This window comes from Streptomyces sp. NPDC091271, from assembly GCF_044757505.1.
Classification (GTDB): Bacteria; Actinomycetota; Actinomycetes; order Streptomycetales; family Streptomycetaceae; genus Streptomyces.
Genome location: NZ_JBIVVD010000007.1, coordinates 393,415 through 405,616 on the forward strand (window position 1 = coordinate 393,415; position 12,202 = coordinate 405,616).

Sequence of the window (12,202 nt, forward strand, 5' to 3'; positions counted from 1 at the left end):
GCGAGCGTCTCAGGGGTGAGCGCCCCAGTCGAGGCGCAGCACGGCGAGGTCGTCGGAGTGCCGTCCGGCGTTCAGCTCGTTGGTCTCCTTTATGAGGAGGTCGACGTGGCGGGCCGGGTCCGCCGGCGGCAGGTTGTCGATCAGCGTGAGCAGTCCCTCGACCCCTAGCCGTTCGCTCGTCGCCCCGTTGTGCCCTTCGGTGAGGCCGTCGGTGTAGAGGGTGAGTGCTCCGTCGGCCGGGAGCGGGATGACCGTGGAGGGCCAGCTGCGCAGCCCGGGGACGATGCCGAGCGCGATGCCGTGCGCGGCGGTCAGTTCACGGGTCCCCTCGGCCGTGGTGAGGAGGGGCTCGTGGTGGCCGGCCAGGTGGAGGGTGGCGGTGGCGGCGTCCTGGTCGACGGTGAGGAGGGTGCAGGTGGCGAACAGCTGGTGGCTGCCGCGCTCGGCGGTCAGGATGCGCTCCATCAGGTGCAGCAGGTCCTCGCCGCGGTGTCCACCGAGTACGAGGGAGCGCCAGGCGATGCGCAGGCAGACGCCGAGGGCGGCGGCGTCGGGGCCGTGTCCGCTGACATCGCCGACGACCGCGTGCAGGAGCCCGTCGTCTCCCTCCACCACGTCGAGGAAGTCCCCGCCGAGCAGAGCCATCGCGGCGCCCGGCAGATAGCGGGAGGTCACCCTCACCGTGGAGGTGTCGAGGATCGGCTGGGGCAGCAGTCCGCGCTCCAGGCGGGCGTTCTCCTCCGCCCGCACCCGGGCGACCTGGGCCAGGGCGCTCGTGCGCTCGGTCCGGCTGCGGTAGACGGCGTAGCGCACCGTCCGGTGCAGCAGGTCCGCTTCGACCTTGCCCTTGACCAGGTAGTCCTGAGCTCCTGCGGCCATGGCGTCCGTGCCCGCCTGGGCCTCGGACAGTCCGGTGAGGACGATGACCGCGGTGTTCGGGGCCAGGATCCGGACTGCGGCGACCGCCTCTATGCCCGACACGTCGGGCAGGTGCAGGTCGAGGAGGATGCAGTCGATCGGGGCGAGGGCCAGTTCCGTGCGGGCCTCGGCCAGCGTGGTCCTGGTGGTCAGTTCGAACGGCAGGCCGGTGTCGTGCAGGAGCTCCTCGACGAGCAGGGCGTCACCCTCGTCGTCCTCGATCAGCAGGATGCGGTACATCGGCTCGTCGGACGCCGCCGCCGCCGCGGCTGTCGTGGCTGTGGTCATCTCATCCGCTCCGTACCGGAGCGGGTGGCCTCCGGCAGGGACGACGGGCCGGGATTCTCCGGCGGTTCCGGCGCCAGGGTGAAGGTGATGCGCGTGCCCTCCTGGTATGCCGTGTCGACGGAGATGGTGCCTCCGTGGAATTCGACGACCTTCTTGCACATCGCGAGACCGATGCCGCTGCCGGAGTAGACGTCCTTGGTGTGCAGCCGCTGGAAGATCACGAAGACCTTGTCGGCGTATTCCGGTGCGATGCCGATGCCGTTGTCGGTGACGGTGAACCGCCACAGTTCGTCCTCCCGGGCCGCCGAGACATGGATCTTCGGTGTCTCGCCCGGGCGACGGAACTTGACGGCGTTGCCGATCAGGTTCTGCCAGAGCATGCCCATCTGGGTGGGGTCGGCGACCAGCGTCGGCAGCGGGTCGTGGGTGATCGTCGCGCCGGTCTCCTCGATGCCGACGCTCAGCCCGGACAGGGTCCGCTCCAGCACCTTGCCCAGGTCGAGGTCCTGGTGCGTGTTGTTCACCCGTCCGACCCGCGAGAATTCGAGCAGGTCGTTGATGAGGGTCTGCATGCGGTTCGCCCCGTCGACCGCGAAATCGATGTACTGATCGGCCCGGTCGTCGAGCTGCCCGCCGTAGCGCCGCTGAAGGAGCTGGGTGAAGCTGGAGACCTTGCGCAGTGGCTCCTGGAGGTCGTGGGAGGCCACGTAGGCGAACTGCTCCAGCTCGGCGTTGGAGCGCTGCAGGTTCGCGGCCTGCGCGTCGAGGCGCTGGAGTGACTCCTCGCTGAAGGCCAGCTCCCTCACGAGACGGCGGCGCATGAAGTCGATCTCGCTGCTCAGACGCCTCAGGTCGGCGGGCCCGGTCGGGATGATGGGGTGGTCGAAGTCGCCGCCGGCGATGATCCGGGCGTCCGTGCCGAGCTGTTCCAACGGCCGGTTGATGCCGCGGCGCAGTCCTTCGAAGACGATGGCGGTCAGCACGACCATCAGTATCGCGATGGCGCTGAAGACCCAGTTACGCAAGGCCATCGTGGTCTTGAGGTCGTCCTTCACCCGGACGCCCTCCGCGCGCAGCCGTTCCTGTTGCTTGCTCAGGGCCTCGCGTACCTCGTCGAAGGTCTTCTTGCCTTCCGCCGCCCGTTGGGCGGCCAGCGGTGAGGGCGAGCCGCCCGGTGCGGCGGCGATCGGCCGTGCGATTCTCTCCTGCCACTCGGCCGTGGCATCCTGCACGGCCTTGAGGTCGTCGAGGCCGGCCCGGTCGCCGTGCAGCAGCTCGGTGAGCTCCATGGTCACGGCCTTCTGCTTGGCGAGGCCCTCCTTGTAGGGAGTCATGAACTCCGCCTTGCCGGTGAGCCCGTACCCACGGATGCCCGTCTCCTGGTTGAGCAGAGCCGACTCCAGGCGGATCGCCTGTGTCATGGCGGGCGACCGCACGTCCGCGAGCTCGCTGCTGATCGACGCGCTCCGTGCCAGAACCCATGCACCGGTCGTTCCGAGAAGGGCCAGCACCACCAAGGAAACGGCGACTCCCACGCGAAGCCACCGCCGGGTCGTCCACGTGGAAAACCACCGCGTACGCGGTGGTTTCGTATTCCCGGTCATTCGCTGGACTCCTCGCTGCCTCAGCCGCCCGGAGGAGCGGCCAGCACACTCTAAGGGGTGACAACGATTGTTGTCACCGAGAGCATCGAGGCCCTAGAGTGCTGGTCATGCCAGGCAAGAACTTCGAACTGCGGACCACGCCGGACGAGACGGCCGTCATCGCCGACGCAGAGGTCGACAGTCTTGCGCAGCGTCTCGCTCGCCGTTTGCTGGAAACCTCGCCAGGTCCGGAGCCGGACGACCCGGCGCCGGCTCTGGCTCTGCTACACGTGCTGGAAAACCTTCAGCGGGCAGCTGAGCGGCTCCAGCGGGAAGCAGCCGTGTCTGCGGCCCGTGCGGGTGCCGGCTATCCACAGCTCGGTGCCGCCTGCGGTATGAGCCGACAAGGCGCACGGCGCCGCTGGCCAGGCCTCTTCCACCACTCCGACGAGAATCCCACGGAGCACCCGATGATCAGCACCACCCCCTCCCGCGCGTTCGACGTTCTGCTCGTCGAGGACGACATGGCCGACGCCATGCTCATCGAGGAAGCTCTCGCCGAGCGCGGAGCCCGCAATCTGGTTCAGGTCACCGACGGTGTCGCCGCCCTGGAACACCTGCGCGCCCCGGGCAACTCGCGGCCCGACCTGATCGTTCTCGACCTGAACATGCCCCGGATGAACGGCCGTGAGCTGCTGAAGGTCCTGAAGAACGACGAGGACCTGCACACCATTCCGGTGGTCGTCCTCACCACGTCCACCGCCCCGGACGACGTGACCGGCGCGTACAGCAGTCACGCCAACGCGTACGTGACCAAGCCTGTGAACCTGCAGGAGTTCGAGCGGGCCGTCCAGAGCATCGACGCCTTCTATCTCGACACCGCGACCCGGCCGCGCCCCTGAACGGCCATGTCGTCGAGCCGCGGCTCAGGACTGCGCCGGTGCCCGGCCCAGCACGGCGCTGACGTCCACCGTCTCGTCGGCGGGCGGGGTGGCCGTGGGCACCGGCTCGTCGAAGCCGGAGAAGTCCACGGCCGCGTCGGCCCCGTCACCCAGTACGGTGATCCGCACCGGGTAGTGCTCGCCACCGGTGTCGACGTACGCCGTCAGCTTCTGTCCGTGCAGGGTCCTCGTGACCGGCACGGTCCGCACGCCGTCGACCGTCGTCACCTTCTCCTTGCTGAACGTCCCGGTGTCGTTGTCGGCGTTGTCGGAGACCAGTCCGCGGAAGGTGTCCAGATCGCACGCCTCCACGACGGGCCGCAGCCTGGAGTCCGAGGCGGAGCCCTTCATGTACCGCCCGGCGAGAACGGCCTCGAAGGCCGAGCCGCCCACGGGGACCTGGTTCTCCCAGAAGTCCGCGTCCGGCTTCAGCCAGACGGAGTCGCCCCGTTTGACGATCTCGACGGAGCCCTTGTCCTCGCCGAGGTCCACGCCGCCCGCGCAGTTGCCGTTCCGGTCCAGGCTGAGGTCGACCGTCATCGGAGGCCGGCCCTCCCCGAGGTCGCCCCGCGCGCGCAGATGTACGGAGCTGACGTCCAGCAGCGCGTCACGGGAGCGGTCGGCGATCTGCCCGGCGGGGAGCGATTCGATGTCGTCGTCCCCCTGGGCCGCCGTGGTGCCGGTGACGGCGAGCACGACCACGGCCGCACAGGCGGCGGCACGAGTGGCGATGCGCTGTCCTGTCACGGCGCCTCCTCGGAAACGTCCCTGTTCAGGGCCTTCGCGAGTGGGATTCGCCCCACCTGGTGAGCGTACGCCCGCGCACGGTTGCGTGCACGGCGGGCCGGGTGCACGGAGGGTGAGAACCGGTGGGTTTCCGGCTACGGAACGTGAGGGGCCGGCTGCCCCGGTGCCCATCACCGGCACGGGGCACTTCTCGAACGCCGGCCACCTTCGCAGCTCCTGCACGCACCCCAGCACTATGACCAGGAGCTGGATCGCTGCCCCCGGCCCACCGCGGCAGCGACGACCAGAGGGCGCCCTCCGGCCGGGAGGCGCCGGGCCAGGCACCCGGGCACAGCCTGGCCGCCTCGAACAGCGCCGGCAGCGACCAGGAAGCCCCGTGCTGCGAAACGGAGTTACGGTCGAGTGAGAAGTCGGTCCACCGGTGGCGCCGTGCCTGGAGGAGGGGTCGGCCGTTCATTCCTGAGGACCTGGTCCAGACCCTGCGAGCCTGACCGGCTGCTACCGCGAACTCGCCGTGCCCCGCCCCGCATGACAGTGCTGCGCCCCTACTGAGCATCACTGCCATGGGGTTGGGCCGGGATCTCGCTCCTCTTCCTGCCGATCGTCCTCGGCCGGCCCGGGAGTGAGTGCCGGTCAGGTATCGATGCTCATTCCGGCGCGGAGCTTGCGCACGATGCGGGTCAGCAGTCGGGAGATCTGCATCTGCGAGATGCCCAGCTCGGCTCCGATCTGTGCCTGGGTCATCTCGGCGCCGAAGCGCATCTGGATGATCAGGCGTTCACGGTCGTCGAGCTGTTCCAGCAGTGGGGCGAGGGTGTGCAGGTTCTCGACGGTCTCCATGGCAGGGTCCCACTCGCCGAGCATCTCGGCGTAGGTCCGCTGGTCCTGACTGTCCTCGCCGTCGGAAGAGGGAGCGTCCAGGGAACCGGCGGAGTAGCCGTTGGCCGCCACCAGGCCCTCGATCACCTCTTCCTCAGCGAGTTCGAGGTGAGTGGCGAGCTCCTTGACCGTGGGGTCCCGGTCGAGCTTCGAGGAGAGCGTTTCCTTGGCCTTGGCCAGTTCGACCCGCAACTCCTGGAGCCGGCGCGGCACGTGCACGGACCAGGTGGTGTCCCGGAAGAACCGCTTGATCTCGCCCACGATGTAGGGGACCGCGAAGGTGGCGAACTCCACTTCGCGCGACAGGTCGAACCGGTCGATCGCCTTGATGAGACCGATCGTGCCGACCTGGATGATGTCCTCGGTGTCCTCCCCGCCCCGGCCGCGGAACCGCTGCGCGGCGAAGCGGACGAGCGAGAGATTCATCTCGATCAGGGTGTTGCGGGCGTACTGGTGCTCGTGGGTACCCTCCTCCAAGGTCTGGAGGCGGTCGAAGAACAGCTTCGACATGGCGCGCGCATCCCGCGGCGCGACCTTCCCCGCGTCCTCGATCCACGGCAGTCCCAGAACTCCGGCATCCGTGCCGGCAGCTGTCCGCGCAGCGCTCATGTCATCCGACTCTGCAGCCATGTCATGGGCTTCGGTGGTTCGCACCGACATCGCGGTCATGGTTCGCCCTTCCTCTGATTCTCTCTTTCGGGCGACCGCTTACCCCGCGGCTACACAGTCATTCCTGCACTCCTCCGACCTTTTCCATGAGAGCGAGCACGGCGTGCGGCAGCGCTGCCGCAGAGTACGGAGTCGGCGAAGCGGGGGACGGGGCAGGATGCCCCGGACCGGCAGCTGCCATTGCCCGAACCCGGACGGCAGGCGCGCCAGCAGAACCCGCGCCGTTGCGCAGCTGTATATGGCTCACGGAACGAAGCGAACGGCCCTAGCGCCCTGGGAGTCCCTGCGGTGATGGCGCTCTACGCGTACGCCCGCGCCCGGGGTACAAAATGCAGTAGCTCGCCTTCGGTGCGGCATGTGATGTTTTCGAGAACGGGGCGACCCAGCTGCAGTCCAGCAGTGGGAGTGCGCTGATCGCCACACGCTCGCACATGGAGAGCTATGGCGCTCTGGCAGGCGTAATCCAATTCGATGCGATGCGGAAACTTGAGCTCACCCACTCATCCGCGCGATCGAGCGCGTGGAAGACGGCTTCTGCCGACGGGTGACCTGTAGGCCTGGTGGCGGCGCTGATCAGTGGCGGCCGTGGGCGCTGTCGGAGGCTCCGCCGAAGAGCCGTGCGACAGCACGGAAAGGCAGGGTCACGACGGTGGCGATGGCCCCTCCGATAGAACGAATTACATCTGCGATTGCCTTGAGCATTGGTTACTCTTTCGCTTCTTTTCCGAGGTCACCGTGCGGAGGAGTCCGCACGTGGTGTTGATCAGCTGATACCCACTTGCTTTACGGGGAAACTCGCCCTCCTGAACGCCGAAGGGGGAGCGGTTCGCTGCCGTCGATAAAATATGTTGCGGGAGATGTAGCTGGCGGTCGTTGTCCTGCCGCGCGATTTTCGCTCGTTCCGAAGCGGCGTTTTGAGGGCGCGCTGGCCGGGCGGTGCCACAGCGGCAACGGGAGGCCGCAGCGGATTGCGTGGGAGGGCGAGACCGAACACTGGCCACCGGGGTCCGTCGCGGAACCGCCGTCGATCGCACCGCCATGCAGGCGTTCACGCGCGGACGGGCCGGGGTCCCGCCGTCCGGCTCTCTCGCCCCCCGGTGCCGGCCCACCGAGGCGCCGGCCAGCCCGTGACTCGCCAGGTCGGCCGGAACCGACTGCCATCTCTGTGCCGGGCGGGGGCCCACTCGGTGGCCACTACCTGGAGGAACCAGCTCGAGCGGGCGTGGCCTTCAGGACCGCAGAGGACGCCGGTGCCCGAAACGCCTGCGTCCCGGGCACCCTGCGGGGGGCAACAGCCGTGAAAGTTCTGGTGGATCCGTAAGTCCCCGGCAGCCTCAGGCTTGGCCCGGGGGATTCCCCGGGCCGGAGGTCCGGCGGTATTCAGCGTTGATGCGCTGCGCTTCCTCGAGCTGGTCCTCGAGGATGATGATGCGGCAGGCGGCCTCGATGGGGGTGCCGTGGTCGACGAGCTCCCTGGCGCGTGCGGCGATGCGCAGTTGGTAGCGGGAGTAGCGGCGGTGCCCGCCCGCGGAGCGTAGCGGGGTGATCAGCCGGGCTTCGCCGATGGCGCGGAGGAAGCCCTGGGTCGTGCCGAGCATGTCTGCGGCCCGGCCCATGGTGTAGGCGGGGTAGTCGTCGTCATCGAGACGGCCGAGCGAGTCGTCTGCGGTCATCGCACCTCTCTGTGGAACGCGTGGAGGGGCCTTGGTGCCGTACCGGCACCAAGGCCCCGAAGGAACTGCTACACCATCTGCCGACTCTCGTACTGCGTCGGCCTTCTGTATCCGCTGACCCGACCTGAATGCTGTCGGGGGCGCGGGGATCGCGGTTGCTTGACCGGAGACCACCTCACTGTCGATGTCCTGCGGTACCCGGGCTCAATGCGTACACCCGGGCGATCCTGATGGCGCGGGGCTCCTCCGTTCTTCCCTCTGGGATCGATCACTTACTACTGCTGGTACTGCCTTCATGCGTACTGCCGGTGACCTGATCGAGCGCCACCCTCCGGCAGCCAGCCCCGTCGCCCGTCCTGCGTCTGCCCTGGCTCGGAACCCCACTGCCGAACTTCCCGGTACGCGCGTCCGCAGCCGACGCCTTTATCGAGGAACTGCTCACAACAGTGCTGCTGGTACTGCGAACTGCACTCACGAGCAGCCACTTCGATACTGCTCCACGGCGGCCCCTGATCACTGCGGGCCACCCGGTCCGGTCGTCAGTCCCGTCGCCGTCCTGCGAACACCCTGGCTTCGGAACTCCACCACCGAACCGTCCTGCGCACTTCAACTGCGTGTACTGCTGCCCGGCAGTTCGTCCCTGCCGGGCCCTGTTGATCTCGGCTACAGGAGAAACCATAGCTACGCCGCTGCTCAATGTCTACTCCGGGCGACATAGATTTTCGCGTGCTCGACGGAGAGGTAATCGCACCCCTCAAGGTTGAGAGTTCGCCGGGCGGGGCACCACTGCCGGGCAGGCAGGATCGAGCATGATCGAGATAAGAGAGCAGGGGGACCCCCGATGGACACCATGTGCGGCGAAGCCCCGACCGTTCGCTCCGCGACCGCCGTCGCAGACGCGCGCGAAGCCACCCGGGTCTTCCTCGAAGCCCTGGGGCAGCCGGCCGTCGACCCGGAAGCGGCCGACACCATCGTCCTGGTCGTCTCCGAACTCGTCACGAACGCCCTACGCCACGGTGGCGGCTCGTACACCCTCCGCCTGACCGCCCACCCGGAACTCATCGAGGTCGCCGTCGACGACCCCAGTCCGCGGGCGCCGCACATGCGCATCCCCGACCTGAAGGACGGCACCGGAGGCTTCGGCTGGGGCATGGTCAACCACCTTGCCCATTCCACCAACGTGACCCACCGGCCATCCGGCGGCAAGACCGTCGCCGCCCTTCTCGCCAGGCAGCCCGGGTAGCGCCGACCAGGGAGTGGTGCGGGACGTTCCGTCGTGCAAGCGGCTCGCGCCCCGTGCTGCCGGTGACGGCGGAACGAGCCGCCGCGCAGGCGTCGGCGGTGTGGCGATGCGCTGTCCTGTCACGGCCGCCGTCGTCGCTCCATACCGCGTTGCCGGCAGCCGGGTGCCCCGCCGCAGCAGCGCGGCGGCCTGGCGCAGGTGCTTGTCGTAGCCGGGCTGCTGGGCAGGTACGGAAGGAGGTGCGGGATCACCAGCCTCAAGAGAGACCGTGCCGTCGCCGCGCGCTACGACAGGCTCGCGGTCCGCTTCGAGGCGACTGCCCTATTCGCTGCCATCAAAGAGTGAGCGGCCCTACACGGTGGGATCCACGTTCCATGCCGCGGGCAGATCGCTGTCGCAGAAGACGCAGACGAAGTCGTCCTCACGCACGATGTTGTGCTCCTGGCACTCGGGGCACCGCCGGAACACAACCTCGTGGGTGAAGCCGGAAGGCCGCTGGAGCCCTACAGCGTCCAGAGCACGGGCGACCTCCGCCCAGGAGCTGACGTCCGGGCAGTACCCGGTGGACTGGTTGCTGACCTCGCTCACGGCCCACCGGTCTGCCTCGCTCATGAAGCCGATTTCGCCAGCACCCAGAACCATGTCTCCGCCGGCACAGGCCACGTGCTCGCTTCGCCGCGGTGCCAGCCGAAGCACACCGTCCATACCGACCACGAAGGTGAACGGTTCGGCCAGCTCCGCCGCCGACTGCTCCACGATCCAGCCACCGAAGTCAGCCGCCGAGCCGATACGTCGACCGCCGTCACCAGACAGGAGCGCGACCTGCAGCTCCACCGGTCCGACATATCGATAACTCCGCCCCCGCCCAGTCACGTCAGCCAACCTAGAGCACTTCCGACACACGCCCTGGCGGCGGCTGTGCGTCGACCGAGGTGACCGGGGCCATGGCGTCCGGAACCGTGCCATGGCTTGTCTCTGCTTCCACTGAGCGGAAGGATGCCGTTCATGGCAGGCAATGCCGCGAGGCCCGGACGCTCGGTGACCAGCCGCGCGCTGGCGATTCTCGGGGTCTTCGACGAGCGGCACCGTCAACTCGGCCTCACCGACCTTGCTGCCCGGGCCGGCCTCCCTGCCGCGACTGCGCACCGACTGGTCGGCGAGCTCGTCACGTGGGGCGCGCTGAGCCGCACCGAGGCGGGGACGTACGTCGTCGGGCGCCGCCTGTGGGACATCGGCCTCCTCGCGCCGGTACACACGGGGCTGGGACAGATCGCCTCCCCATACCTTCACGACCTGTACGGCGCGACCGGGGCCACCGTCCACCTCGCGGTACGCGAGGGCCGGCGGGCGCTGTACGTCGACCGGCTCTCCGGGCACGCTTCGGCGCCCGTCGTCAGCGCGATCGGCTCACGTCTGCCGTTGCACACGACGGGAGTCGGCAAAGTCCTGCTCGCGCACGCGCCGGCTGACATCCAGGCCGCGGTGCTTGACGACCTTCCACGGGTGACGCCGCATACGGTGACCCAGCCCGGCCGGTTGCGCCGCCAACTGGAGAAGGTGCGCGAGGACGACTTCGCCACGACGGTGGAGGAGATGAGCCTGGGCGCGCGCTCTGCGGCCGTGCCGATCCGGGCCGGAGGCATCGTGGTGGCGGCGCTCGGGGTCGTGGTACCGAGCCTCAAGCGTGACAGGACGCGCCTGGTCAGCGCCCTGCAGGTGGCGGCCCGGGGCATCGGACGTAGCATCCCCGGGCCGGTCGCCGGCTGACTGCCTTCCACTGGACGGAAAAGCATCATTGCCGGGGACTGTCGAGCGGTCCGAGAATGCGGGCCATGACCTCCTCACGCATCCACAGCCGCACGCAGATCGCTATCGTTGGGGCCGGGCCCGCAGGGCTCATGCTCTCCCACCTGCTCGCCCTGGCCGGGATCGACTCGATGACGGTGGATCTGCGCAGTCGCCGGGAGATCGAAGAGACTCACCGCGCCGGGATCCTCGAGCAGGACTCGGTCGACCTGTTGCTCGACACCGGCGTCTCCGACCGGGTACACCGTGATGGCTACCGCCACGACGGCATCGAGCTGGCCTTCGGAGGGGCCGGCCACCGGATCGACTTCCAGGGTCTGGTCGGCGCCTCGACCCAGCTCTATCCCCAGACCGACGTCTTCATCGACCTTGCCGACGCCCGGCAACGCGACGGCGGCGACGTCCGGTTCGGTGTCACCGACGTGTCGGTCGACGACATCGTCTCCGATTCCCCGGTCCTGCGGTTCACCGACGCCGACGGCATCCGTCACGAGGCGCGCGCCGACTTCCTCGTGGGCACCGACGGGTCGCGGAGCCTGTGCCGTCGCCAGGTGCCGGAAGCGGCGCGCACCCAGTACTTCCGCGAATACCCGTTCGCCTGGTTCGGCATCCTCACCGAAGCACCGCCCAGCGCGCCGGAGCTGATCTACAACCACTCCCCGAAGGGCTTCGCGCTGATCAGCCAGCGCACCGAGACCCTTCAGCGGATGTACTTCCAGTGCGAGCCTTCGGAGAACGTCGACGAATGGTCCGACGACCGGATCTGGGACGAACTCCAGTCGCGGGTCGGGGCCAACGGTCACCGCCTGAAGGAGGGGCCGATCACCTCCAGAACCGTGCTGCCGTTCCGCAGCTTCGTCCAGGAGCCGATGTACCACGGGCGGCTGGTGCTGGCCGGCGATGCCGCGCACACGGTGCCGCCAACCGGTGCCAAGGGCCTCAACCTGGCCCTTGCCGACGTGCGTGTGCTGGCCGAGGAGCTCGAAAGGGCGATCCAGAGCGGGGACGCCACCCCGCTCGCAACCTACAGCCAGCGGGCCCTGGACCGGGTTTGGAAGGCTCAGCACTTCTCCTACTGGATGACCACCATGCTGCACACACTGCCGGGCGCCACCCCATTCGACGTCCGACGCCAGGAGGGCGAGCTGGCGGCGGTGACCGGCTCGTCCGCAGGGTCGACCTACCTCGCCGAGGCGTACACCGGCTGGCCGGAGGGGCGATGAGCAGGGCAACACCCGGCGAGGGCAACCGCAAACCGGTTGGGACATCCGTTGGTACTGCTCGATGGATGAAGTGCTACATGCACCCGTACGCGACCTGGCGTAACGAAAATGGTGCCTGGCCTTGCATGATCGCCGGTGACGGAGGGGTCGACCTGTTGCGCAGGCGCTGAAGCGTAGGCCGACGCGCCGTCCTGTCAGCGCCGTGCCCGCGGGAACATCCCTGGTCAGGGCC

At 68.6% G+C, this 12,202-nt stretch carries 11 protein-coding genes; 4 read left to right on the top strand and 7 right to left on the bottom strand.

The genetic code is table 11. From position 1 onward, the window contains the following. Positions 1 to 9 precede the first annotated feature (9 nt). Positions 10 to 1,206: a PP2C family protein-serine/threonine phosphatase gene (locus tag ACIQM3_RS28865; protein ID WP_401629286.1), complete on the bottom strand. Its 1,197-nt coding sequence runs from the start codon at positions 1,204 to 1,206 to the stop codon at positions 10 to 12. After that, entirely contained in the window at positions 1,203 to 2,810 is a 1,608-nt protein-coding gene (locus tag ACIQM3_RS28870) for an ATP-binding protein (RefSeq protein ID WP_401629288.1), read from the bottom strand. Before ACIQM3_RS28870 ends, ACIQM3_RS28865 begins: the two co-directional genes overlap by 4 nt. Before the next feature lie 107 nt (positions 2,811 to 2,917). On the opposite strand from ACIQM3_RS28870, the gene ACIQM3_RS28875 reads away from it, so the two are divergent. Further along, a complete protein-coding gene (locus ACIQM3_RS28875) occupies positions 2,918 to 3,691 on the top strand; it encodes a response regulator (RefSeq protein ID WP_401629290.1) in 774 nt (257 codons plus the stop codon). A gap of 24 nt (positions 3,692 to 3,715) precedes the next feature. On the opposite strand, the gene ACIQM3_RS28880 is transcribed toward ACIQM3_RS28875, so the two are convergent. The 4 genes from ACIQM3_RS28880 to ACIQM3_RS28895 all read right to left on the bottom strand — a co-directional run bounded on the left by ACIQM3_RS28880 (position 3,716) and on the right by ACIQM3_RS28895 (position 7,698). Next, entirely contained in the window at positions 3,716 to 4,477 is a 762-nt protein-coding gene (locus ACIQM3_RS28880) for a hypothetical protein (RefSeq protein ID WP_401629293.1), read from the bottom strand. A 633-nt stretch (positions 4,478 to 5,110) separates the two neighbouring features. After that, complete coding sequence (locus ACIQM3_RS28885; protein ID WP_401629296.1) at positions 5,111 to 5,965, bottom strand: RNA polymerase sigma factor SigF; 855 nt, start codon at positions 5,963 to 5,965, stop codon at positions 5,111 to 5,113. A 633-nt stretch (positions 5,966 to 6,598) separates the two neighbouring features. Further along, on the bottom strand, positions 6,599 to 6,727 hold the full coding sequence (locus ACIQM3_RS28890) for an LPFR motif small protein (RefSeq protein WP_363198900.1): 129 nt from the start codon (positions 6,725 to 6,727) through the stop codon (positions 6,599 to 6,601). 632 nt (positions 6,728 to 7,359) lie between these two features. Further along, on the bottom strand, positions 7,360 to 7,698 hold the full coding sequence (locus tag ACIQM3_RS28895) for a MerR family transcriptional regulator (protein ID WP_401629299.1): 339 nt from the start codon (positions 7,696 to 7,698) through the stop codon (positions 7,360 to 7,362). An 841-nt stretch (positions 7,699 to 8,539) separates the two neighbouring features. Between ACIQM3_RS28895 and ACIQM3_RS28900 the strand changes: the two genes are divergently transcribed. Next, complete coding sequence (locus ACIQM3_RS28900) at positions 8,540 to 8,941, top strand: ATP-binding protein (RefSeq protein ID WP_401629302.1); 402 nt, start codon at positions 8,540 to 8,542, stop codon at positions 8,939 to 8,941. Between the two features lie 351 nt (positions 8,942 to 9,292). On the opposite strand, the gene ACIQM3_RS28905 is transcribed toward ACIQM3_RS28900, so the two are convergent. Next, entirely contained in the window at positions 9,293 to 9,775 is a 483-nt protein-coding gene (locus ACIQM3_RS28905) for a hypothetical protein (protein ID WP_401629305.1), read from the bottom strand. 171 nt (positions 9,776 to 9,946) lie between these two features. On the opposite strand from ACIQM3_RS28905, the gene ACIQM3_RS28910 reads away from it, so the two are divergent. Both ACIQM3_RS28910 and ACIQM3_RS28915 read left to right on the top strand, forming a co-directional pair. After that, positions 9,947 to 10,708 (top strand): IclR family transcriptional regulator, encoded by a 762-nt coding sequence (locus ACIQM3_RS28910; protein WP_401629308.1) that lies wholly within the window; start codon positions 9,947 to 9,949, stop codon positions 10,706 to 10,708. Positions 10,709 to 10,773: 65 nt separating this feature from the next. After that, positions 10,774 to 11,970 (top strand): 4-hydroxybenzoate 3-monooxygenase, encoded by a 1,197-nt coding sequence (locus ACIQM3_RS28915; RefSeq protein WP_401629310.1) that lies wholly within the window; start codon positions 10,774 to 10,776, stop codon positions 11,968 to 11,970. Positions 11,971 to 12,202 lie beyond the last annotated feature (232 nt).